Raw genomic sequence first — 22,048 nt, 5'->3', positions numbered from 1 at the left:
GGGCCGCCGGCTGACACACCCTTGACAGCACCGGCAAGCCGCGAAATCGTGCGCCCCAAACGGATGGAGAATTGTGATGGATACTTTGCTGAAAGTGGCCGGCGCTCTGGTCATCCTGGTATCGGCTGGCGCGGCCGTTGCCGTAACCCTGCCGTCCTTCGGCGCACCGGCGGTGATGTGGGCGCTGCAATGGGCGCTTCCGGGCATCGGCATCGGCATCGCCCTTGCCGCCTTCGGCTCGATGCTCGGCCAATTGAAGCGCATTCGCCTTGCCGCCGAGCGCCAGGCCGATCTGTTCCAATCCATTCTGGAACGCCGTCAGCCCGCGAAATAACGGTACCGCTTGCGATCGGCGACGACCCTATCCCGCAGCCATCGGGTGAGACCGTGGGCTCTCGCCGCAGGTCTCTTCGACGTGCGGGAAACACGTCACGCCCATAGACAGGCAAACACGTTTCCAGCTTGGCCGCGGCGAAGATGGCGGCAAGGCTCAAGCGCAACCATCTGCTCACCACCCTTCAAAGGTGCAGCACGCACCCCGCCTGCGGGCCTGCCAGAAAAAATTCGCGAAAAAATCTGCGTCGATGTCACAGGGGCCAATCCTGGCTCGTCATGTAGTCGGAACCAACGAAAGGAAACGGAACCATGACTGCCAAGATCGACCTTTTCGCCGCCGCTCCGCAACTGATGAAGAGCTGGACCAGCGTCTCTATGTCCGTCGCCGCCAGCCTCGAGTCTGATCTCATCGAACTCGTCAAGATCCGCGCATCCCAGATCAACGGCTGCGCCAACTGCATCAACATGCACACCCAGGAAGCGCGCGCCAAGGGCGAGACCGAGCAGCGTATCTACCTGCTGTCGGCCTGGCGCGAAGCCCCCTGCTATTCCGAACGCGAGCGCGCCGCGCTAGGCTGGACCGAGGCGCTCACTCGCCTGTCGGAGGGCCATACCCACGAAAGCGCTCGTCAGGCTCTGCAGAACCATTTCACCGAGGAGGAGCAGGTGAAGCTCACGCTCATGATCAACGTCATCAACGGCTGGAACCGCCTGGCCGTCGGCTTCGGCCTCTGGATCGAGCCGGCAGCGGCAAAGGCAGTCGCCGAGGTCGCCGCCTGATGACGGGCAACGCCCAGCTCGACGCAGCGGCCGGTTTCGACCCGCTGCGTCCGAAACTCATGCGCGTTGCCTATCGCATGCTCGGCTCGGTCGCCGACGCCGAGGACATAGTGCAGGAGGCCTTCATCCGCTGGATGGGGGCCGACCGCTCCGCGGTGCGCGAGCCCGAAGCGTTCCTGCGAAGCACCGTCACCCGGCTCTGTCTCGACCAGCTGAAGTCGGCGCGGCGCCAGCGCGAGACTTATGTCGGCCCCTGGCTTCCCGACCCCGTCGTCGAGGAGGAACCGGAAGAGGACGTCACCCTGCCCCTGATGCTCGCTCTGGAGCGCCTGTCGCCGCTCGAGCGCGCCGCCTTCCTGCTGCACGACGTCTTCGGCCTCAGCTTCGAGGAAGTCGCCGCGACGATCGAGCGCGACCCGGCCGCCTGCCGCCAGCTCGCCGCCCGCGCCCGCACCCATGTCCGCGAGGCGCGGCCCCGCTTCCATGTCGAGCAGGCGCGCGGCGTCGAACTTGCCGAAGCCTTCTTCACCGCCTCGCGCAGCGGCGACCTGAAGACGCTCGGCGCCATGCTCGCCTCCGATGTCAGCATCCACGCCGACGGCGGCGGCAAGCGCCCCGCAGCGATGCGCCCCATCCTCGGCTTCGAGGCGGTTCTCGGCGTGCACGAAAAACTGGCGGTCGCCTTCCGCACGCAGATCTCGACGCTCGTGCGCTCCGGCTTCATCAACGGCCTGCCCGGCTTCGTCACTCGCGAAGCCGACGGCGAACTGCAGTCGACAGCACTAGAGATCGAGGACGGTAAGGTCGTGGCGATCTACATCGTGCGCAATCCCGACAAGCTGGGGCATCTGCACTAAGAGCATTTCCAGGAAAAGCGCGAAGCGGCTTTCCGTCAGGAAATGCTAAAAAACAGAGAGATAGAGCGTTTTCGTCTAAATCGGAAACGTTCTACAGCGCCGCGCGTCTTAGGTCGCTGTAGCACTTTGAATTGCTGCATGTTTTTGTCCTTAAATCGAATAGGATCTAAGGATAAAAACATGCAGTAGGAGTTGTGGATCGCATGCTCGGACGTGGTCACGCCGGCCGATAAATCTGCGCCACCGAGCCCCCCGGAAACGCTGTTGAGCTGATCAGCTTGAGGCGCTTTGGCGGGGCGACGTCAGAGAAGATCGGCAAACCCCTGCCGAGCACCACCGGATGCACCAGCAGGGCGTATTGATCGACCAGACCTTCCGCGATGAGACTGCGCGCGAAGGCGGCGCCGCCGTGGGCGAGGATCGGCTTGCCGTCCCGGGACTTCAACCTGGCGATCTCGTCGGCCAGATCGCCGCTCGCCACATAGGCCTCACTCCAACTGTCCGCGCCGGGCTGCAGCTTCCCCGAATGCGTGCTTCCCGCGTCGGTCCGGGCATCTTCGAGCGCCCTGGTCGCTTCAGCCGCTTTCAGGACCGCCGGCCCTTGTTTTGAGAAGACGGCCTTCGGAATCCGGTTCATCGGCGGCGCGAATACCTGTGTGGAGGTCGGCCAAAATGCCGCCATGTCCTTAAAGGTGCGGCTGCCCATGATGTGTAGGCTGGCGTTCCCCACCGTCTCCACCGACCAGGCAATGGCCTCTTGATCGCCGCTGAACACCCATTCGATTTCGCCCTCGGGCCCGCCGACAAAGCCATCGAGCGACACGGACATCTTCAGGATCAACTCTCTCATTGCTTCTTCCTCACGCTGGTCCGACCCAAGGACGGGCGAGATCAATCGGTTCCGACAATTCGCATTCGCCAAGCCGAAAAAATCTCGACCAACTCCGTGTCGCTTCTTCGGCCTGCGCAGGACGATCGGAATTACCGGTTGAGCGCAACCGGTATGGTTCCTGTTGCCGCGCCTCGGTCACCCACGCCGCCATTGTCCCGTGGCCCGTTAGCGGCTCCCAGGAAGGGCGAAACGATTTCCCGTCAGGAAATGCGTAAAAACAAGGGCTTAAAGCGCAGAAGGCGAATCTGAAAGATCGCGACGTGTATCAATGCATGTCGCGCAAAAGCGTGCAGCGGTGTTGCGGGAAACCGTGTCGTCGCGCGCTCATCGTCTCGGGCCGAGGCCATCGAGCAGGAAGTCGAGGCCTTTCCTGAAAGCACCGTCCCAGTCGTTATCCAATAGCAGACGAGAGCGTTCAATCGTCGGGTAGTGTTCGCTGAGACCTGCAAGGCGCTGCTGCCCGGCGGCCCTGTCCTCGTCCGAGAGGTCGAAGCTCGCCCGAGTGATGGTAGCGCCCATCACATAGTTCCAGAGCGACCATATCGCGACGTTCAAGTCCGCGTCCGAAACACCGGCTCCCGACAGGGTCCTGCTCAGGAGTTCCAGGCGATTGAGCATGTTCGGGCCGAGCGCCCGGCGCGGCAATAGCGATGCCGACCAGGGATGGCGCAGCATGACGGCGCGCCAGTCTTCGAGCATATGAACGACGTCCCCGCGCCAGTCTTGAGCCTCGACCCTATGCGACGGCCCGCGATATTCGAGCACCGCGTCGAGCGCCAGATCAAAGACCTCGTCCTTGTTGCCGACATGCCAATAGAGGCTCATCGCGCCGGCGCCGAGGCGATCGGCCAGCCGACGCATCTTCAATCCGTCGACCCCTTCGGCATCAAGCAGGTCTACGGCGGTCGCCACGATCCGTTCCAGGGAGAGCGGCGCTTCACTGCGTGGCTCCTGCACAGGCTGGAGTGACGCAGCCTTCCGCTGAGGCCGTTTGCTCTGAGTGCCGCTGCGTTTGGCTGCCATCGTTTTTCCTTGCTGATCAGAGCGTCGTTTTAAGCCGACAATCCGCCGAATGTCGATCCTGACCAATTGACGCGTACGTTGTACGATGCAATTTAATCGTACAACGTACGAGTCAATCGCATCGGCAATGCGTTCAAGTTCAATCCTGCAGGCCGTGAGCGTCGGTTGCTCACGGTCCTCTCGGAGCCAAGAGAAAATCATGTCACGCGACAGCAAGCATCTGCTTATCGGAGGGCTAATCATCATGAGCATGGCAGTTCCCACTGCGACGACAGCGAATGAGAATGATCTCAAGCTGACCATCGTCAATCCGCAAAACCTCTACGACCCGACGCCGAACGGCTACAGCACGGCGGTGATCGTGCCCCGTGAAGGCCGGGTTGCCTACATCTCCGGACAGGGCGGCCAGGACAGCACCGGCGCCCTGTCGCCCGACTTTGCCGTCCAGGTCAGGCAGGCCTACGCAAATCTGCGCACCGCCCTCGATGCGCTCGGCGCCAAACCGGATCAGGTCGCCAAACTCACGGTCTTCGTGGTCGATCACGACATGTCCAAGCTCGAGGTCCTGACCAAAAACGTCAAGGAAATGTTCGGCGCGTCCCTGCCGGCGCAGACGCTGATCCCCGTCCCCAAGCTTGCCATCGACCCCATGCTCTTCGAGGTCGAAGCCGTCGTCATGCTGAAATAGCGGCGGCGACGCATGAGGCGCGATTGGCAACTGTGTGAGCGGATACCAATGGGTACTTACGGGGACCGTCGTCGCGCCAACAGGCACGCAACTGCTCTAAGAGGCGCGTCTGCGGAGATTCTTCCATGCTTCAGCGCGCGCTCACGTCGTCGCGCCGTTTACGGCCCAGCAATGCCGGGACGTCAGGCTGCACGCCGGTCGCAAAGCGATCGGCGTCAAACTTGCGAGTCGATCGGCAGGAGTTTCACGAGGTCGGCGATGAGCCGCCGGCGGAATCCCGTTTCGGGCTCGTCGCCGTAGCTGACGATCTCGCCGTCCCGCACCGTCTTCCAGACGATCGCGCCATTAGGATCAAGGAAGACGTGGTAGCTGTTGGCGGGCGCGACGCCGGTCGCCATATAGGCCGTCAGCCTCGAGGCAAGCTCCGAACTCTCGATATACAGGCCGGCTTCCGTGTTGATTACCGCGGATCGCGGGTCGAGGTTGAAACTGCCGATGAACACGGCCTTGTTGTCGAAGACCATGGCCTTGGTGTGCAAGGCCGCCCGCGACCGCCCGGAATGGTGCGACCAGCCTGACCGGAATGCGTCGGTGTCCGCGCGCAGTTCGTAGAGCTCCAGGCCGTTCTCGAGAAGGCGCCTGCGGGTCTTGGCATAGACCGAATGCGCGGCGATCTGGTTGTTCGAAGCGAGCGAGTTGGTCAGCACGCGCACCCGAACATGGCGCTCGTGCAGCGCCTTGACGATCGCCTGCGCCCCGGCGGGCAAGGCGAAATAGGGCGCCTCGACGAGCAGTTCCTCCTTCAACTCGGTGACCCGCCCGCGAATGAAGGCGGTAACGTCGTCGGCCGCCTTGCCGCTGGCGATTGCTTCCGGGTCGTCGGCGATGATCCGCCCTGGCGCCCACACGAGACCGTCGCGCAGCTCGGCGCTCCGGGTCGCCAGCTCGCCGAGATCCTGGTCGATCGGATAGGGGTATTCGGCGGCGGCAATCTCCTGGCGCAAGCGGGTCAGAATGGCGTCGAGATCGGCGGCGCCATAGGTGCGCTTGACGATGGTCGCGATCGGCCTCGTCGAGGCGCTGTTCCAGTATCGGTCGAACACCCCCGACAGATCGTCCACAACGGGCCCGACCGCCAGCACATCCAGATCGCGAAAATTGGCGACGGTGTTCACGCCATAGTAGTCGTCGCCGATATTGCGGCCGCCAACGATCGCCGCCGAATTGTCGGCCACCATCAGCTTGTTGTGCATGCGGCGGTTGACCCGGCGGAAGTCGACAAGGAAGTCTAGCCTGGACCACCTCCGGTTCTTGGTCGGGTTGAACAGACGGATTTCGACGTTGGGGTGGGCGTCGAGGGCAGCTTTGACCTGATCACTGGCCTTGTAATAGGGATCGTCGACCAGGAGCCGCACCCTGACCCCGCGATCGGCCGCCCGCATCACCCGGTCGACGATGATCCGGCCGGTTGTATCGCCGTCCCACACATAATACTGCATGTCGAGATGTTTCTCGGCCAGGTCGGCCAGCGCCAGACGCGTGATGAAGGCATGTCGCGCCTCGCTCAAGAGGCTAAAGCCGGAGAGGCCAGGATGCGCGGCAGCGGCCGGGCTGAAGAACTGGCTCAACCGGGTTAACGCGGTATGCTCGAACCCCGTCATGGCCTTCATCTCTGGTTAGCGGCGGCGGCGCCTAACGCATGTCGCGCAAAAGTGCGCCGCGGTTTTGCGATAACGACATGCGTAAAAACAAGAACTTAGAGCGCGGCAAGCGAATCCTAGAGATTGCTACGCGCTTTAGCCCTCTTCAAGAAGCTTCATGATCTCCGCCTTCATCGTCGCGTCGTCTTGGGAGGCGAGAATCGATTGATGTAGCCGGTTTTGCGCAGATCGAATTCGACCAATCCACGTCGCCAGAGTTGACCAATCTCGGTATCGACACGTCGGCAGTCGACCCAGTCATCGCTCTGGACGCACCCAGTTTGGCGTCAGGGAAAATGCGCCAATGGACAGTGGGCGCGGCATGTTTTCCCCGTCTATATTGGGCTGAAACGATAACACGGTTCAGATGCAATGTCGTCACCGTTCACTGTGGGCGGTGCGAGCGAGGGTGCCGACTGGGGGATGATGGCGATTCGCGGCTGGCGATCGTCGTGCAGCGAAGGTGACGGGATCACGCGGCGAGATCAATGCGCTTGCTGAGCGAGGCCTCGGCGCTGCCCTCCCTTCCAGCCGAGCTCAATGACTTTTCCGCTCGATGCAGGAAGGAGGCGAGGCTGAAATTGTCGCAAGCCACCGCTCGCTGTCCGCCCCCTTTTATCAAAATACTAACGCCCTGGTTGCTAAATGGACGAACGCGCTCGCTCTCGTTACCGGTGGGATCTTCTGCCGCAGGAGTGGCCGGTTGCCGAGGTGCCGATAGCCATGTGGCCATTCGAAGATGACGTGTATCCGGAAGGGTATTTGCTGCCTGTGGATGTGACCGGGACACCACTGCGATGGAGGGACTTCGGGCGGCGGCACGGGGTTGCCGTTCTGCATTATGGGCACTACGGGCTGTTCGCCGCCGACAATGTCCGGCTGCCGGATGGTACGCGCGGTCGGGTGCGCCTTGCGCCCCAAGGCCCTCATTGGCGGCGACCGCTCAACGATCATAATCGCGCCTGGTCCAGCGCCGCCGTGGCAATCCCGGTCCACTGGCGTTGGGGCACGCTGACGATAGGCCCCGACGATGTCGTGTTTGAGGACGATCAATCGTTGCCGGAGTACATGTTGCAAGGCCGCAACGAACGCCTCGATTACGATCTCTGCCAAAGTTCCGAGATCCGAAACCTCGCCCTGACAATGGAAGGGTGCAACGCGCTTTACGGCTTGCTCGTTGAACGACATTGGGCGCGTTCTCCCGACGATGAGAGCTGCTCATATACGCGGAAAGGCGCGGCCAGGCTGCTTGCAAAAATTCGCGGCCTCGGCGAGACATTCTATGATTTCACCAGTCCGGGCTGGCTGTGTTACCGGGGCTATGCGGCCGAGCACGAGAGGATAAGCCGTCAGCTCGAACGGCTCGGTTGGCACGATGTTACCGAGAAACCCGCCTCCCTGTCGGCAGACGGAGCTGGTGCGTCTGACGGGATGCCGGAGCTTCTGCGAACAATGGCGCTTTTCGTTGTCGGCACCATGGTCGCCTTTTTCATCCTGCTCGCCATCACAATACTCGCCCCGGTCTAGCGCGCCGCCACAATCTCTGCCTCCCTATCCAGCGGATAGATCGGCCGGCGCACGCGTTTGAATGCCCGTGCCCCGATATTGGCGGTGCTCAGACCATCGGCGTCGACCTCGATGATATCAGACGCGATCGGGCCGAAGGCGGCGCGGAAATGTTGCTGCGACTTGACGACGACGATGTCGTAGCGGGCGGGCTCGATGCCGACGGCGCGAAACAGGTTCTGGTCGAGCAGCTGCTGCCGCTCGCTCGAAATCAGGATGTCGATGCCTGAGACATGGAAGCGCACGCTTGGGCCGAGCGACGCCGGCAGGCCCTGGAACATCGGCCCTTCGAAGATGATCCGGCCATCGGAGATCGCCTGCACCGTGCCCCTCACCCGGATCGGCCCGCCGCCGACCGCAGGGTCGATCTTGCAGCCGAGCGTCACCTCCCGCTCGGCGCCGAGGCCGGCTTCGATCAGTTCGGCCACCACAGCTGGGTCGCACATCGCCCCGAAGGCTGCGTTTTCGACACCCGCCTGCAGCAGGCCTGTGAGCAGGCAGGTGGAATCGCTGTAGGCGCCGCAGCCGGGATTGTCGGAGAAATCGGCGATCACCAGCGGCCCGGGCTCGCGCTTGGCCGCGAAATGTTTCGCGATGGCGCCCGGCAGCGCGGCAAGCGGCAATTGCTGGTCCTGATGCTCGCGCCGCCGCCAGATCTCGTCGCAGAGCCGCTCGGCGTGCGCAATGGCATCGGCGTCGGCAACCCGCGCCTTGTCGTAGCAGATCACGGCAGAAGGTCCGGTGTTGTGGATGTCGGCGTCGTAGAAGCCGGCATTGATGGAGGTCGCAAGGATCCCATTCTCCTCAGCGATGGCATCGGCGATCTCCAGGAGTTCGGTCATGGCGCAGGCATGGGTCGTGCGGCCGTCGTTGCAGCCATTGATCATCGGCGGCTGGCGGATGGCGATGGCGGGCGTGATCTCCCTGCGCATCGCCGCCTCCAGCAGCGCGCCGGCCTTGTGGCCGCACTCGGCCATGTCGACATGCGGATAGGTGCGGAACGACACGGCAATGTCCAGCAGCGCGGCCATGTCAGGCGCGGAATTGGCATGAAGGTCGAAGGTGGCAGCGATGGGCAGATCGGACCCGACGATGCCTCTGACCGTCTCTAACAACTGGATCTGCGCATCGTCGGCCGTTTCGGTGCACATGGCGCCGTGAAAGACGATGAAGACGCCGTCGAGTTTTTCGCCGTTGAGCGCCGCCGTCACATCTTCGACGAAGCGCAGCCGCGTTTCCTCGTCGACCCTTCCGCCGGGCTCCGCCCGCGCCGCCACCGTATAGACCGACTCCCAGCCATAACGATCGCAACAGTCGATGAAGCCGCCGATTTCCGAATTGGTGCCGCGGCAATTGTCCTCGATCGCCGCGCCCTTGAAGTAGTGGCACATCTGAAAATCTTTAAAGCCGGTCTTCAGCTTCGAGAACGTGTTGGTTTCCTGGTTGAACTCGAGAACGGCGACCTTGAAGCTCATCGCATGCACTTTCATGTTGGGACTGGGAGAAAATCGAGGAAACGGGCGCCGGGGAAGCGCGAACACCCCGGCGCCGCGCCCACCGCTTGCCGCGCCCTGCGCTGAGCGCAACGCACAACACGCGAATTCCTTGTGAGAGGCGTGCAACACACCCTGACCCTCTCCCCGCAGGCGGGGAGAGGGAACGAGGCCGCCACGCGCGCATCACCTTGCGCACTCATTCACTGTTGCGAACGTTGCGGGCGCGGCAGCGACGCCGTCACCTTGTCGTGACAGAAGAGAAAGCTGAGAGGGCTGGCGGCTGTTGGGGTTGCGAGCGGGTGCCGCAATGTCCCTTCCTCCCGCATGCGGGGAGAAGGTGGCCGGCAGGCCGGATGAGGGGCTTCGATGAGCCAATAACGATCCTGCTCTAGCCCCTCGCCTCACCGGAAATATTCGGTCGTGCTCTTCGGCCGCGCCATGATGTCGAAGTCGAAATACTGTTTGCGGATCTTCTCGTAGGTGCCGTTCGCCATGATCGCCTCCAGCCCGGAATTGAGCTTGGAAAGCAGCGCCTCGTTGCCCTTGCGCACCGCCATGGCGTTGCCCTGGGCGGTGTCGAGAATGAAGCTGTCGCCGACGAAATCGCAGCAGCCGCTGTCGTCCTTGGCCAGCCAGTCGGTCAGCGCCATCTGCCCTTCGAGGATCAGGTCGAGGCGGCCGTTGGCCATGTCGAGAAACACTTCGCTGAGCGTTGGATAGAGTTTTATCTCGCTGTCGGGAAAGAACTCCTGCAGCGCCTCGACCGCCACCGAGCCGGACTGCGTGCCGATCACCTTGCCCTTCAGCGCCTCCGGTGAAACTTGCGCCAAGCCCAGGTCCTTGCGGGTGATGAAGCGCATGGCGTTGAAGTAGTAGGGCTTGGTGAAGTCGACTTCCTTCTTGCGGTCCTCGTTGATCGCCATCGAGGCGATCATCACGTCGAACTTCTTTGCCTGAAGGGCGGGAATGATGCCGGACCACTCGTTGGTGCTCCACACGCATTCCATCTTGATCTCGGCGCAGACCGCCTGGCCGATATCGTAGTCGAACCCTTTGATCTCGCCGCTCGCCGTCACATAGTTGAAGGGCGCATAATCGCCTTCCGTGCCGATCGCCAGCTTGTCCGCCGCAAGGCTGGTGCCAGCCATCGCACAGGCGAAGAACATCGCTGCCGCACTCATGAACTTCTTTTGCATCTCGTTCCCTTTATTGTTCTTCTCGGCGCCTCCCGGAATATCGCTCGCAAAGCCGCACACCGGGTTACACCCAATGCGGATTTCGCTTGTTATTCCGTAAACTTGCTGCCGATCGTTGTTGCATTTTCGCTTTATTATTCATCGACAATGGGGGATGCGGCAGCGCTTCGCAATGTCAAAGAAATAATCCCAGCCATCCAAAAAATTCATATATACTTGAGCGATTGAACCGCCTTCCGGAGAAACCCATGCGCGATCTGCCGAGCCTGAAATCCCTGCGCGCCTTCGAAGCGGCGGCGCGCAATGGCAGCCTCACGGCGGCGGCAAACGAGCTCTGCATCGGCCAGGGCGCCATCAGCCACCAGATCCGAATTCTCGAAGACAATCTCGGCCTCAGCGTGTTCGTCCGGAAGCAGCACGGCGTCGAACTGACGCCCGAGGGTGCCCTGCTCTTTGCCTCCTGCAACCGCGCCTTCGACGATCTCGAAGGCGTCGTCCAGCATATCCGCCCGCGCAACACCCAGAAGATCCTGCGGGTCAAGGTCGGGCCGTTCTTTTCGATGAAGCTGATTGCGCCACGCATCTCTGAGTTTCTGGCCGAAAATCCCGGCCTGCAGATCCACCTCTCCCACCTCGAAACCAACACGCCCGCCTCCGGCACCGCCGACGTCATCATCGACTATTGCCTGCACCCGCCACCCGCCCGGTTTTCGCAGCGGCTCTTGCGCGAGCGCCTGGTGCCGGTCTGCGGCAAAGCCACTTGGGAGGGGCAGGCCGACAAGCACGATCTTCTCTCGGGCAACCGCCTGCACTATCGCGGCCTTCAGGAATGGCAGAGCTGGATCGCCTCCTCCGGCCTCCGGCTTTCGCCCAGCCGCCAGGACCTGATCTTCGACGACCAGCACATCATCCTCGAGGCGGTCAAGGAAGGACAGGGCGTCGCCCTCGTCGACCGCACTATGGTCGAATATGAGCTCAGAACCGGACAGATCTGCCTGGTGCACGACCACTATTACGAACCGGCAGAGACCTACCAGTTCGTCTGCCAGGAAGAGCTGTTCCGTACCAAACCGGTGACCAAGAGCTTTCTCGGCTGGCTGCTGCAGGAAATCGACGAGCGCCAACGCCGCTATGCCGAGATTGCCCCGGCCGGCTCCGCTGGCTAAGGCGCGGAGTGGCCGTGACGGGGCAACCGTACCGCTCCGCGACCACTATGCAGCCGACGCGATCTCACCCTCGGGATGACGACGTCGCTGGGCCGGCGTCAGGCAGCGAATGCCCATACCGCAGACCGAGAACCAGGGGCACGGCGATCGCATAGATGACGACGACCGTAAGCCAGATTGCACCGGGCCATTGCTCCCGGACGACGAAATAGAAGCTTGAGAACGCCAGCGGCGCCACGATCGAGGCGAGGCTGACGGCCGACGTCAGCACGCCCTGGAACTGGCCCTGCTGGTCCTCGTCGACCTGCCGGGTCGCCAGGGATTGCAGCGCCGGCGTGCCAATGCCGCCAAGCGCGAAAACCGCCATGATCGCGAAGATCATCCAACCCTCTGTCGCAAACGCCATGACAACAAGCGCAAGACAAACGCCAGCGATGCCCGTCAGGATGGTGGCGCGCTCGCCGAGCAGTTTCACGACCGGACCGGGAAGGAAGGCCTGGGCAAGGGCCTGGCAGACGCCAAAGGCGCCGAGTGAAAGGCCGATCCAGAGCCCGTTCCATTGAAAGGTGTCGCTGCCCCAGAGCGCCCAGCAGGTGCCATAAGCGTCGCCGGTGGCGCTGAAGATGAAGAAGGTGAGGATGACGGGAAAGCAGGCTCTTCACAGAAAACACCCAGCGCAGCGGCCGAAGCGGGTTCAGCGCTGCAAGATCGATCTTCTCCCGGCTCGGCGCGCGCGACTCCGGCAGGATGAAGAACGCCAGCAGCAGATTGAAGCCGTTCAGCACGGCCGCCGCGATGAATGGCAGCCGCAGCCAAGTGTCGCCCAAAACGCCGCCAAGCACTGGGCCGATGATGAAGCCGATACCGAACATGGCGTTGAACAGGCCGAAGCGCCGGGCGCGCTTATCCTCCGGCGAGATGTCGGTGATGTAGGCTGATGCCACCGACATGTTGGCGCTCGTCAGGCCGGCGATCGCGCGGCCGATGAAGAGCATCCAGAGATTGGGTGCAAAAGCCAGGAACAGGTAGTTGATGGCGGCACCGCCAAGCGAAATCAAGAGCACCGGCCGACGGCCCAGCCGATCGCTGAGCACGCCGAGCACCGGCGCAAAGATGAACTGCATCACCGCGTAAAGTGCGGTCATGATGCCGATATAGGGGGCGACGTTGTCGGCGTGGGTCACCTCCTTGAGCAGCGAGGGCAGGATTGGAAAGATGAGGCCGATGCCGATGGCATCGAGGACAATGGCAGTAAAGATGACGATGAGGGGTCTGGTCATGACAGGTTCCGATGGACGCAAGCATGCGGACGCCGCCAGGCGCCATGAGCTCACGATAAGGCCCGACAGAGGTCAGGCGTTTGATGTTCTGGGAACCGCTGGCCGATCCATACGTCAGGCGTACGGATGGCGTGTGCTTGACCGCCTGGACGTGAATTCGTCCACCTGTTTACTCCGCCACTGAGCGGATCAAGGGAAGCAGTCGCTTTTCGCGATGGGCGATATTTACGCCAGACGATTGCGCGCGGCAAGCCCCCTGCTGCTGGCGCGTGGTGGCTGGCAGCTTCTTGCCAGGCGTCGGTTTGGACCTGGCCCTGCCAAAACGGCGGCACCAATGCGTCCGTCCTAGTCCTGCCTTCTTTTGGAAAGAACGCGCCTCCGGCCCGACAGCGGAGGACTTGCGCGCCATGGCCACGACCCGGCATCCTCGGCTGCCGTGGCTGAAAGCCAGATTGTAGGCCGTTGTGTTGAGGTAGCCGGCTGCGTCTACGCAGAGCCGCCATTTGCCGCGGCTGGTGAGGCCGCAGGCGCCTGTTGCGCTCGCGCGGTCCTCTGAAGGTGGATGGAAGGACAGAGCAACCATCTGACCAGCTCGCGCCGCCCGGCGCGCTTCACGCCAGGCGCGTCGCCCGCGAAAGGGATGGTCTCAGCCGCGGCGCGCCGCTTCGATCGCCGCCACGTCAATCTTCCTCATGGTCATCATCGCGTCGAATGCACGCTTGGCCTCAGCACCGCCTATGGCGAGCGCATCGGTCAGCACGCGCGGCGTGATCTGCCAGGACAGGCCCCATTTGTCCTTGCACCAGCCGCATTCGCTTTCCTTGCCACCGTTGCCGACGATGGCGTTCCAGTAGCGGTCGGTTTCTTCCTGACTGTCGGTTGCGATCTGAAAGGAGAAGGCTTCGCTGTGTTTGAACGTGGAGCCACCGTTCAGGCCGATACAGGCAACACCCGCAACCGTGAATTCAACGACCAGCACATCTCCCTGTTTTCCATCCGGATAATCTCCAGGCGCACGGATCACAGCGCCTACTGCGCTGTCGGGAAAGGTCGCGGCATAAAAGCGGGCCGCCTCCTCCGCGTCCTTGTCGTACCATAGGCAGATCGTATTCTTGGCCATTGTGTCGTCCTCTCACTGTTCGTTGCCCAATCCGGCCTGAACGACTTGAAGTAGGAGGAAAACCGCCTGTCTCCAGCCCGGACACCCAATTTGATGGGAAAAATGAGACAAGCCGGCCAGTTTGCCGAACCGTTTGCCTGGCGCGGCCCGGAGCCTCGCCGCATGGGCCGCCGAGGACTATGCCGGAGCGAAAGCCTGGTCCGTGCGCGACCTACCCAGCCTGCGCCGTCCCATGAGAATGGATCACCGCCTCGGCCTCCTTGCCGTAGAGCTCCTCGAAATGGTCGAAGTTCTTGGAGAAGTAGCCGATCCCTTGCGTTGCCGAACGCAACGCCCGCGCCAGCTCGTCGAGCGCCGAGCCCGGCACCAGGGCGCGAAAAACGTCCCAGCCCTTGGCCGCCTCGTCGCGGTCGAAGCCGAGCACCTGGCCCTTGAAGGTCGAGACAACCGGCACCAGGCTGCCGGAATAGATCGACGGGATGTGGATCTCGACGCGCACCACCGGCTGCATCAGCACGGCGGAGGCCTGCGACAGCGCCTGGCGCACGCCCATCTTGGCAGCAGCCCGGAAGGCGAATTCGGAGCTGTCGACCTGATGGTGCTGGCCATCCGTCAGCGTCACGCCGACATCGATCACCTGAAAGCCGAGCGGCCCCTTCTCCATCGCCTCGCGTGCGCCCGCCTCGATCGCCGGGATGAAGTTGCGTGGCACCGCGCCGCCCTTCACCGTCTCGTTGAAGCTGAAGCCGCCGCCGCGCTGGTTGGGGTGAACACTGAGCTTGACGTCGGCAAACTGCCCCGCCCCGCCCGTCTGCTTGCGGTGGCGGTAGTGCACGTCTGAGGGTTTGAGCACCGTCTCGCGATAGGTCGGGCTCGGCGGCCTATCGGTGACGCCGACATGGAAGACATCGGCCAGCGTCTTGCAGAGATCGCGCAGATGCACCGGCCCCTGCACGCAGATCAGCTGCGCGCCTGTGCCCTCCTCCTGCATCACCTTGAGGCTGCGATCGGTCTCCGCCAGCTTCGCAAGCGTACCGGAAAGCTTGGTCTCGTCGCGCTCGCTGTCGGGCACCAGGATGCGCTCCAGCATCGGCGTCGGCGGCACCGTCCAGTCAGGCGCCTCGGATGCGGCAGTGCCGGTCAGAAGCGCCGGCACCGGCAGGTGGTCGGATTTGACGGCGGCAAAGATCGTGCCAGGCTCCGGTGTCCCTGTGGCAAGCGGTTTTCCGGTCGCCGGGTCCTGCACCGAGCCGACACCGCCGCCGCCGAGTGCCGCACCCTGTTTGATGCCGTTTGAAAGCGCGCGGACAAGCACGGTCTTGCCGACATTCTGGCGGTGAAAGGCATGAAAGCTGACGGCAGCGAGGTTCGCTTCGGGAACCTTGCTCGCCTCGCCGAGCCTTTTTCGCAGCGTGTCGACCGGCGGCGCCTCGTGCCTCAGCGCCTTCATCAGCCGCAGGATGCCGTTGCTGTGGCTCGCCGCGCCGACGAGAACAGGGATGATCCGGTTTTCCCTGAGCAGCCGCGAGGAGATGGCATAGATCGTGTCGCTGCCGGGCTCGCGATCCTCGATCAGCTCTTCGAGCAGCCAGTCGTCGAATTCCGAGAGATGTTCGAGCAATTCGGTGCGCGCTTCCTTCTCGCGCTCCAGCGTCGTATCCGGGATCTCGATCAGCGCCGAGGTCTGGCCCTCGCGATAGCGCCAGGCCCGCTCGGAGATCAGGTCGCAGCTGCCGACGATCCTGTCGCCTTCGCGGATCGGCACCTGCCGCAGGATCAGCATGTGGCTGGAATAGTCCTGCAGCGCGGCGATGACATCCCGCAACCGGCCGCGCGGCTCGTCCATGCGGTTGACGAAGATGATGCAGGGCGTGCCCGATGCTTCGATCACCTTGAGATAGGGCGCTGCCAGCACCGCCTCCTCCGGCGCCGGCGAGACGCAGAGCACGCAGGCGTCGCTCGCCAGAAGCGCGTGCTGCGCGTGCGCGAGCGCCTCGGTGCCGCCGGGCGCATCGAGCGCGCACCAGGCTTCCTTGCCGATCTCGAATTCGGTGATGTTCAATCCATAAGGTGACGTGGCCTTTCTGGAGCTTTCCCCCAGCGCAGCCAGTTTTTCCACCAGCGTGGATTTTCCGGTCTGCGAAGGCCCAACTACCGTGAAGCAGCGCATCGGCGATCCTCCCCTGTTGCGGAGCGCCGTGCGTTTCGACGCCCTGCCTTCTATTAAGTCTAGCGCATCTTTTGGGCTTTCAATGGCCTTGGGCAAAAACGGAACACGAACCGTGCTTCAAAGCACGCCACTTGGCGTTCGCAACACTCCAAAAACTGATTGCATAAGTGCATCAGTTTTGCCATAAGTTCCCCAGTAAAATCCGACCCATCAGCGTTGCGCCGGGTTACCGGACGCAACGCCCGCCTGAACCGTCAGCATCGGAGATTGTCCGCATGTCGCTCACGCTTTATCTGCATCCGCTCGCCTCATTCTGCCACAAGGTGCTGATCGCGCTCTATGAGAACGATACACCCTTCGAGCCGAGCCTGGTCGATCTTCTGGATCCCGTGGAGGCGGCCCGTTTCGCTGAGCTCTGGCCGGTCGGCAAGATGCCGGTGCTGCGCGACAGCGCCCGCGATGTCACCATCCCGGAGACGTCCATCATCATCGAATATGTCGATCGCCATTACCCCGGCAGCCAGCCGCTGATCCCCAGGGATAGCGACGCGGCGCTACAGGCGCGGCTCTGGGATCGCTTCTTCGATCTCTACATCCATGTGCCGATGCAGAAGATCGTCACCGACACGCTGCGCGCCCAGGGCGAGAACGACCATCGCGGTGTCGCAGATGCCCGCGCTACGCTCGGCGTCGCCTATCGCATGGCCGACCGGCATTTCGCAATCAACGCCTTTGCCGGCGGTGCCGCCTTCAGCCTTGCAGATTGCGCCGCGGCCCCCGCACTCTTTTATGCCGGAATTGTCGAGCCCTTTGCCGACGCCTATCCGCATCTCTCCGCCTATTTCGAACGGCTGCTCGAACGCCCTTCGATGACCCGCGTGCTGGCCGAGGCGCGCCCCTATTTCCACATGTTTCCCTATAAGGATCTCATGCCCGCGCGCTTTCTTGCCGGGGCCTGAAACGGCCTCGAAACCGCCGCCCGCCGTCGGACGCCGCACCCTAGAATTGTGGTTGCGGCTCGGCCTGCCCGCTGCCTTCCGGGCCGCTGTCCCTCGCCTTCGCCGGCTGCAGAACCTCGAGCGTGCGCACCAGCTCCCAGGCCGCCTGAAGTTCGGTTTCAAACAGCGCGATGCTGACATCGATCGGCTCAAGCCTCGCGCGCGAAGACGGTATTTCCCGGCGGCCGATCTCGTCCTGTACCCGGTAGAGATCGGCGCGAAGCGCATCGACATTCAGTCCGAGCGAGTGCAGCACGATGTTGATCTTGCGTTGCAGGTAGCCCCGCGAACCGGCGCTGAGCTCCGAGCGCAAACCCAGGATCGACAGAAAATTGACGAGGAAGAGATAACCGTCGGCCCCGAGATCGGCCTCAGGATAGCGCGGCAAGGCGCGCAACGTCTCGGAAAAGCGTGGCCGCGAGCACAGGAAGATATCGATCCGGAACGCCGTGTCGATCAGCTCGGTCCATTCCGCTTCATCGAGCGGGCCAAGCTCACTCAGTTCATGGTCAAGGTTGAAATAGGGCATCGAGCGCCTGGCGAGGATGAGCGCCAGCCGGACGGTAGAAGGCGACATCGGCGAGCCGCGCGCGGCTTCCGCCTCCGCCAGGCGCACGATGCCGGCGTCCGGCACGCCCCGTTCGATCTCGCCCCGGCTTGCCAGATATTCGTAGCGCAGCATCGACGTCTGGAGATAGGCGAGCCAGGCAAGCCGCACCTGTCTGGATGCGGCCCAGCGCGCCAGAAGATAGCCGCTGCCGACAACGGGCAAGTTGTAGAGGCGCAGATCGTGCCGCTCGAAGCAATTGTGCTCGAAACCGGCAAAGCTCTCCAGCGACAGTTGGGGGCTTGCCACGTCGCTCACCGCAGGCACTCCTCGATGTCGTCGAGTACCCGGCGATAGCCGGCATCGCTCTTGCAGACATCCGTGTGGTTGCGACGATCAACGGTATAGAACGGCGGATCCTGCGCAAAATCGCCGGGTTCGACGATATTTTCATACTGGCCGATCGTGATCTTGGTCGCGACCAGACATCGCAGTCGGCCCCGCGCCAGCCGCGTCAACGTCCCGGCTTCGATATCCCTTATGAAGTCCGATTTAGGCCGAAGGTCTTCCAGGATCGGTGCCTTGTAGAGCAGGCCGCATCGCAGCGCCGCCAGTATCCCGTGCCCCACCATCATCCCGCCCGCGTTGTGCAGCGCGTTCGATCCCTTGTGAGCAGGCGCAAAGAGCAGAAGCTGGATGTGATCCGCATAGGCGTCGTTGGCGCGGGCGAGATCCAGCGCCACCTGCCGCATGATCGCGCCACCCAGCGAATGCGCCACCACGACGACCCGGTCGTAGATGAAGGGCTGCCGCTGCGCTCCGTAATAGATGTAGCGATTGGAAAATTCGGCCGGCTCGGCCAGCAGCTTGCGAAACAGATCGAGCACCCAGCGACTGATCACACGCGCCCGGCTGCGCACGCTGTCATAACCGAGGAAGAGAACGTCCGCAGAGGAAAAAAGCGCATCCCGCCGGATATAGGCACTGGCATTGTGCCACGTCGCCTCCGCGGCGCCGGTAAAACCGTGCAGGAAAACGACCAGCGTTCCGGGCGTATCGAGGCACCAGAAGGCCGAACTGCCCACGCCGAAATCGATCCGGCCGAGACAATAGTGATTGCTCATTGCCCGCCCTTCCAACGCCTCTCCGCCCGCCATGATACAAGGCATTGCCCGATCAAGCGATGCATCTATTATAAGTAGCATTGCGGCGCCGCACGCGCGGACGTTCTCCCGTTCGACGCGGAGCCGACGCCTCATCCGCACCGTCACCTTGTTCCGCCTCGCTCCGCCCCTAATTTGTCACCCAACAGCAAAGGCCGACACCACAGGGAAGAGGAAAGCCAGATGGAATACCGACTGCTTGGCCGCTCCGGCCTGAAAATCTCGACGATCACCATGGGAACGATGACGATCGGTGGCGGCGGCAAGTTCGCGCAGGTCGGCAATGTCGGTCTCGACGAGGCGCGCCGCTATGTCGACATGTGCCTCGATGCCGGCGTCAACCTGATCGACACCGCCGATATCTATTCCACCGGCGGCTCGGAGGAAATTATCGGCGACATCCTCGCCGGCAAGCGCAAGAACGGCGTGCTGGTTGCCACCAAGGCGCGTTTCAACATGGGGCCGGGCCCGAACGACGGCGGCCTCTCCCGCCACCACCTGATTGCCGCCTGCGAAGCGAGCCTCAGGCGGTTGAAGACCGATGTCATCGATCTCTACCAAGTGCACGAATGGGACGGCCAGACGCCGCTCGAAGAAACGATGGAGGCGCTCGACACGCTCGTTCGCCACGGCAAGGTGCGCTACATCGGCTGCTCCAACTATTCCGGCTGGCACATCATGAAGGCGCTCGGCATCAGCGCGCTCGACCGCCGCCACCGCTTCGTCAGCCAGCAGATCCACTACACGCTCGAAGCCCGCGAGGCCGAATACGAACTGCTGCCGATCAGCATCGACCAGGGCCTCGGCGTGCTCGTCTGGAGCCCGCTTGCCGGCGGCCTGCTGTCGGGCAAGCACCGGCGCAACCAGACGCCGGAGGGTACCCGCCAGCTCGCCGGCTGGAACGAGCCGCCGATCCGCGACGAAGAACGGCTGTGGAAGATCGTCGACATGCTGGTAGCGATATCAGGCGAGCGCGGCGTCTCGCCAGCCCAGATCGCCCTTGCCTGGCTGATCGACCGCAAGGGCGTCACCTCCGTCATCATCGGCGGTCGCCGGGAGGAGCAGTTCCGCGACAACCTTGCCGCCGCAAGCCTCAAGCTTACCGATGAGGAGCGCGAACTGCTCGACGCCGTCAGTCTGCCGCCGGTCATCTATCCCTACTGGCACCAGCTGCGCAGCGCCAAGGACCGACTTGGCGAAGCCGATCTTTCGCTGCTGGGCCCGCATGTGTGAGAGCACGCTATTGCCAACGCGGCGAAGCGCGTTGCCCCTCATCCGGCCTGCCGGCCACCTTCTCCCCGCATGCGGGGAGAAGGAAACCCGCGGCGCCCTACCCATTCACATCGCGCCATACCAAAGCCTCCCGATCACCATGAGAGGGATCGCCGAGTTGCAACCCACTCTGTACCGCGTCCCCTCTCCCCGCCTGCGGGGAGAGGGTTAGGGTGAGGGGCCAATCTGCGACAGCAGTGAGTGGCAAAACTGCGAGAGCCCGGCGAGAACCCACCCGGCCACGCGTCGCTGTCGGACACCACACCTCCCCTTGACTTCCAGCTCAAAACCCCCATTTTATATCATATGATACGGCACGGGATTTCATAGGAGACGTTCATGCCCAGCGCACAGCCGGTTCTTGCCCCCGACCGCGACGCGGCAAGACATGAGGAAGCCGTCATCGTCAGGGCGGTGGTGAAGGCCTGCGACCTGTGGAAGCTGACCAACCGGGAAGCGTCGCAGCTCTTCGACGTGCCGATCGCCACCTGGAACCGGATGAAGGCCGGCGACTTCAAGGGCAAGCTCGACCAGGACAAGCGCATGCGTGCCAGCCTGATCGTCGGCATCTTCAAGGGCCTGCGGCTCTATTTCAACGGACCGCTGACCTATCAATGGCCAAAGGCGGTCAACACCGGGCCGGTCTTCGACGGCCAGTCGCCGGTCGACCTGATGATCGAGGGCGGCATACCCGCGATGATGAAGGTGCGCCGCTATCTCGATGGCCTGCGCGGCGGCCTATGATCGCCGAGATCGATTTTACCGATCCGGCCACCATCCGGCTGATCTCGACCGCCTATATCGACGAGCCGGCCGTCAAGCCGCTCTGCGACGACGAGGACGACATCGAGATCCTCAACCGGCTGGAGGCGCTGACATCCGCGCGGCTGAGCCCGCTGGCGCTACCCGCCGGTGTCAACCCGGCGGAGCTTCTGAACGAATCCTTCGGCTACGGCTGGTCGCTGATCAACGCCGCCTTCTGCCACGCCCGCCCGCCGGGCAACCGCTTCAACAACGAGGACCGCGGCGCCTGGTACTGCGCCTTCGGCGACACCGCGCTCGAAACCTGCCAGGCCGAGATCGTCTATCACCGCACCCGCGCGCTTGCCGACGCCGGTATGTTCCAAGACATCGGCGCCTACCGCGAGCTGATCGCCGGCTTCACCTGCCGTTTCCACGATGTCCGCGGCGAAACCGATGCTACCTATCTCGACTCCGACCCGACCCTTGCCTATCCGGCCGGTCAGGCACTCGCCGCCACTGTCTACGCGGAAGGCGGCAACGGCCTGATCTACCCCTCCGCCCGTCACCTCTCAGGCGAATGCATCGCCGTCTTCCGCCCCGCCGTCATCCAGAACATCCGCCAGGGCCAAACGATCACCTTCGAGTGGAAGGGTTCGCCCGAACCGACGATCCGGCGGGAAGGCTGAGGGTGCCGCAGCGGAGCTGCGGACGCAAAGTCATCTGTGATGCGGAAAGATCTAAATCCACTGACTGCCTAAAAACTCCCTCATTCCGGCCTTGTGCCGGAATCCAGCCAGCCCAAGTCCTTGGGCTGAAAGGTCTTTTGACCTGACAGCCGCCAAGTCGCTGGATGCCGGTACACGGCCGGAATGAGGGAGAGCAAGTCGCGCGCTCCGCCCTGAGCGGAACGGTTCGTCGGAACCAACCACTCAGCACCGGGGCTCGGGAATAGGTCGAAACGCCATCAGGCGGTAAGTTTGGAATGCCGGGAATGCGCTACTGCATGTTTCCTTAGATCCTATTCGATTTAAGGATAAAAACATGCAGCAATTCA

19 protein-coding genes and 1 pseudogene are annotated in these 22,048 nt (G+C 62.9%); 10 read left to right on the top strand and 10 right to left on the bottom strand.

Translation table 11 applies throughout. From position 1 onward, the window contains the following. The first annotated feature begins 76 nt into the window (after window positions 1–76). The 3 genes from ASD52_RS01655 (at window position 77) to ASD52_RS01645 (ending at window position 1,973) form a co-directional block, all read left to right on the top strand. Window positions 77–334, top strand: coding sequence for a hypothetical protein (locus tag ASD52_RS01655; protein WP_025427529.1), 258 nt, complete (start codon window positions 77–79; stop codon window positions 332–334). Between the two features lie 311 nt (window positions 335–645). Beyond that, on the top strand, window positions 646–1,116 hold the full coding sequence (locus ASD52_RS01650) for a carboxymuconolactone decarboxylase family protein (RefSeq protein WP_025427530.1): 471 nt from the start codon (window positions 646–648) through the stop codon (window positions 1,114–1,116). Continuing rightward, window positions 1,116–1,973 carry a sigma-70 family RNA polymerase sigma factor gene (locus tag ASD52_RS01645; RefSeq protein WP_025427531.1) on the top strand — a complete coding sequence of 286 codons (858 nt, stop codon included), beginning with the start codon at window positions 1,116–1,118 and terminating at the stop codon, window positions 1,971–1,973. The genes ASD52_RS01650 and ASD52_RS01645 overlap by 1 nt, the downstream gene beginning before the upstream one ends. Window positions 1,974–2,190: 217 nt before the next feature. Here the strand turns inward: ASD52_RS01645 and ASD52_RS01640 are convergent, their stop codons facing one another. Continuing rightward, window positions 2,191–2,823: a dihydrofolate reductase family protein gene (locus tag ASD52_RS01640; RefSeq protein WP_057206213.1), complete on the bottom strand. Its 633-nt coding sequence runs from the start codon at window positions 2,821–2,823 to the stop codon at window positions 2,191–2,193. A gap of 366 nt (window positions 2,824–3,189) precedes the next feature. Beyond that, on the bottom strand, window positions 3,190–3,888 hold the full coding sequence (locus tag ASD52_RS01635; RefSeq protein ID WP_025427533.1) for a TetR/AcrR family transcriptional regulator C-terminal domain-containing protein: 699 nt from the start codon (window positions 3,886–3,888) through the stop codon (window positions 3,190–3,192). Window positions 3,889–4,087: 199 nt separating this feature from the next. Here ASD52_RS01635 and ASD52_RS01630 point away from each other — a divergent pair, with 199 nt between their 5' ends. Continuing rightward, the gene (locus ASD52_RS01630; RefSeq protein ID WP_025427534.1) at window positions 4,088–4,576 is read left to right on the top strand and encodes a RidA family protein; all 489 of its coding nucleotides are present in this window, start codon (window positions 4,088–4,090) and stop codon (window positions 4,574–4,576) included. A gap of 215 nt (window positions 4,577–4,791) precedes the next feature. Here the strand turns inward: ASD52_RS01630 and ASD52_RS01625 are convergent, their stop codons facing one another. Then, on the bottom strand, window positions 4,792–6,237 hold the full coding sequence (locus ASD52_RS01625) for a phospholipase D family protein (RefSeq protein ID WP_158268924.1): 1,446 nt from the start codon (window positions 6,235–6,237) through the stop codon (window positions 4,792–4,794). Window positions 6,238–6,921: 684 nt separating this feature from the next. Between ASD52_RS01625 and ASD52_RS01620 the strand changes: the two genes are divergently transcribed. Beyond that, window positions 6,922–7,803, top strand: coding sequence for a hypothetical protein (locus ASD52_RS01620; protein WP_025427536.1), 882 nt, complete (start codon window positions 6,922–6,924; stop codon window positions 7,801–7,803). On the opposite strand, the gene ASD52_RS01615 is transcribed toward ASD52_RS01620, so the two are convergent. After that, the gene (locus ASD52_RS01615) at window positions 7,800–9,317 is read right to left on the bottom strand and encodes a M81 family metallopeptidase (protein WP_025427537.1); all 1,518 of its coding nucleotides are present in this window, start codon (window positions 9,315–9,317) and stop codon (window positions 7,800–7,802) included. The genes ASD52_RS01620 and ASD52_RS01615 overlap by 4 nt on opposite strands. A 422-nt stretch (window positions 9,318–9,739) precedes the next feature. After that, window positions 9,740–10,534, bottom strand: coding sequence for a transporter substrate-binding domain-containing protein (locus tag ASD52_RS01610; protein ID WP_025427538.1), 795 nt, complete (start codon window positions 10,532–10,534; stop codon window positions 9,740–9,742). Between the two features lie 248 nt (window positions 10,535–10,782). Between ASD52_RS01610 and ASD52_RS01605 the strand changes: the two genes are divergently transcribed. Beyond that, window positions 10,783–11,700 carry a LysR substrate-binding domain-containing protein gene (locus ASD52_RS01605; protein ID WP_057206207.1) on the top strand — a complete coding sequence of 306 codons (918 nt, stop codon included), beginning with the start codon at window positions 10,783–10,785 and terminating at the stop codon, window positions 11,698–11,700. 64 nt (window positions 11,701–11,764) lie between these two features. Here the strand turns inward: ASD52_RS01605 and ASD52_RS01600 are convergent. The 3 genes and pseudogenes from ASD52_RS01600 to ASD52_RS01590 form a co-directional block, all read right to left on the bottom strand. Beyond that, window positions 11,765–12,980 (bottom strand): annotated as a pseudogene (locus ASD52_RS01600) (TCR/Tet family MFS transporter). A gap of 646 nt (window positions 12,981–13,626) precedes the next feature. Further along, window positions 13,627–14,100 (bottom strand): VOC family protein, encoded by a 474-nt coding sequence (locus ASD52_RS01595; RefSeq protein ID WP_025427541.1) that lies wholly within the window; start codon window positions 14,098–14,100, stop codon window positions 13,627–13,629. Between the two features lie 211 nt (window positions 14,101–14,311). After that, window positions 14,312–16,270 (bottom strand): elongation factor G, encoded by a 1,959-nt coding sequence (locus tag ASD52_RS01590; RefSeq protein ID WP_057222716.1) that lies wholly within the window; start codon window positions 16,268–16,270, stop codon window positions 14,312–14,314. Between the two features lie 275 nt (window positions 16,271–16,545). Between ASD52_RS01590 and ASD52_RS01585 the strand changes: the two genes are divergently transcribed. Continuing rightward, complete coding sequence (locus ASD52_RS01585; RefSeq protein ID WP_025427543.1) at window positions 16,546–17,229, top strand: glutathione S-transferase family protein; 684 nt, start codon at window positions 16,546–16,548, stop codon at window positions 17,227–17,229. Between the two features lie 40 nt (window positions 17,230–17,269). On the opposite strand, the gene ASD52_RS01580 is transcribed toward ASD52_RS01585, so the two are convergent. Together ASD52_RS01580 and ASD52_RS01575 are read right to left on the bottom strand one after the other, a co-directional pair. Beyond that, window positions 17,270–18,133 (bottom strand): hypothetical protein, encoded by an 864-nt coding sequence (locus tag ASD52_RS01580; RefSeq protein WP_025427544.1) that lies wholly within the window; start codon window positions 18,131–18,133, stop codon window positions 17,270–17,272. Beyond that, the gene (locus tag ASD52_RS01575; protein WP_025427545.1) at window positions 18,130–18,939 is read right to left on the bottom strand and encodes an alpha/beta fold hydrolase; all 810 of its coding nucleotides are present in this window, start codon (window positions 18,937–18,939) and stop codon (window positions 18,130–18,132) included. The genes ASD52_RS01580 and ASD52_RS01575 overlap by 4 nt, the downstream gene beginning before the upstream one ends. Window positions 18,940–19,161: 222 nt before the next feature. Here ASD52_RS01575 and ASD52_RS01570 point away from each other — a divergent pair, with 222 nt between their 5' ends. From ASD52_RS01570 to ASD52_RS01560, 3 genes are all read left to right on the top strand, one after another. Continuing rightward, on the top strand, window positions 19,162–20,211 hold the full coding sequence (locus tag ASD52_RS01570; RefSeq protein ID WP_025427546.1) for an aldo/keto reductase: 1,050 nt from the start codon (window positions 19,162–19,164) through the stop codon (window positions 20,209–20,211). 378 nt (window positions 20,212–20,589) lie between these two features. Beyond that, window positions 20,590–20,994 carry an antitoxin Xre-like helix-turn-helix domain-containing protein gene (locus ASD52_RS39640; RefSeq protein WP_025427547.1) on the top strand — a complete coding sequence of 135 codons (405 nt, stop codon included), beginning with the start codon at window positions 20,590–20,592 and terminating at the stop codon, window positions 20,992–20,994. After that, on the top strand, window positions 20,991–21,680 hold the full coding sequence (locus ASD52_RS01560) for an RES family NAD+ phosphorylase (RefSeq protein WP_025427548.1): 690 nt from the start codon (window positions 20,991–20,993) through the stop codon (window positions 21,678–21,680). Before ASD52_RS39640 ends, ASD52_RS01560 begins: the two co-directional genes overlap by 4 nt. The last annotated feature ends 368 nt before the right edge of the window (window positions 21,681–22,048 follow it).

The organism is Ensifer sp. Root142, assembly GCF_001426785.1.
Taxonomy (GTDB): Bacteria; Pseudomonadota; Alphaproteobacteria; order Rhizobiales; family Rhizobiaceae; genus Ensifer; species Ensifer canadensis.
Note: the sequence above shows the minus strand (reverse complement) of the source record. Positions and strands in the feature narration are given on the sequence as shown.

Bases quoted from the DNA above. Each gene is read 5' to 3' on its own strand.
- ASD52_RS01605 (WP_057206207.1), top strand. From the start codon at position 10,783: ATGCGCGATCTGCCGAGCCTGAAATCCCTGCGCGCCTTCGAAGCGGCG.
- ASD52_RS01575 (WP_025427545.1), bottom strand. From the start codon at position 18,939: ATGAGCAATCACTATTGTCTCGGCCGGATCGATTTCGGCGTGGGCAGT.
- ASD52_RS01610 (WP_025427538.1), bottom strand. From the start codon at position 10,534: ATGCAAAAGAAGTTCATGAGTGCGGCAGCGATGTTCTTCGCCTGTGCG.
- ASD52_RS01635 (WP_025427533.1), bottom strand. From the start codon at position 3,888: ATGGCAGCCAAACGCAGCGGCACTCAGAGCAAACGGCCTCAGCGGAAG.
- ASD52_RS39640 (WP_025427547.1), top strand. From the start codon at position 20,590: ATGCCCAGCGCACAGCCGGTTCTTGCCCCCGACCGCGACGCGGCAAGA.
- ASD52_RS01590 (WP_057222716.1), bottom strand. From the start codon at position 16,270: ATGCGCTGCTTCACGGTAGTTGGGCCTTCGCAGACCGGAAAATCCACG.
- ASD52_RS01625 (WP_158268924.1), bottom strand. From the start codon at position 6,237: ATGACGGGGTTCGAGCATACCGCGTTAACCCGGTTGAGCCAGTTCTTC.
- ASD52_RS01570 (WP_025427546.1), top strand. From the start codon at position 19,162: ATGGAATACCGACTGCTTGGCCGCTCCGGCCTGAAAATCTCGACGATC.
- ASD52_RS01585 (WP_025427543.1), top strand. From the start codon at position 16,546: ATGTCGCTCACGCTTTATCTGCATCCGCTCGCCTCATTCTGCCACAAG.
- ASD52_RS01620 (WP_025427536.1), top strand. From the start codon at position 6,922: ATGGACGAACGCGCTCGCTCTCGTTACCGGTGGGATCTTCTGCCGCAG.
- ASD52_RS01595 (WP_025427541.1), bottom strand. From the start codon at position 14,100: ATGGCCAAGAATACGATCTGCCTATGGTACGACAAGGACGCGGAGGAG.
- ASD52_RS01655 (WP_025427529.1), top strand. From the start codon at position 77: ATGGATACTTTGCTGAAAGTGGCCGGCGCTCTGGTCATCCTGGTATCG.
- ASD52_RS01615 (WP_025427537.1), bottom strand. From the start codon at position 9,317: ATGAGCTTCAAGGTCGCCGTTCTCGAGTTCAACCAGGAAACCAACACG.
- ASD52_RS01630 (WP_025427534.1), top strand. From the start codon at position 4,088: ATGTCACGCGACAGCAAGCATCTGCTTATCGGAGGGCTAATCATCATG.
- ASD52_RS01650 (WP_025427530.1), top strand. From the start codon at position 646: ATGACTGCCAAGATCGACCTTTTCGCCGCCGCTCCGCAACTGATGAAG.
- ASD52_RS01640 (WP_057206213.1), bottom strand. From the start codon at position 2,823: ATGAGAGAGTTGATCCTGAAGATGTCCGTGTCGCTCGATGGCTTTGTC.
- ASD52_RS01645 (WP_025427531.1), top strand. From the start codon at position 1,116: ATGACGGGCAACGCCCAGCTCGACGCAGCGGCCGGTTTCGACCCGCTG.
- ASD52_RS01560 (WP_025427548.1), top strand. From the start codon at position 20,991: ATGATCGCCGAGATCGATTTTACCGATCCGGCCACCATCCGGCTGATC.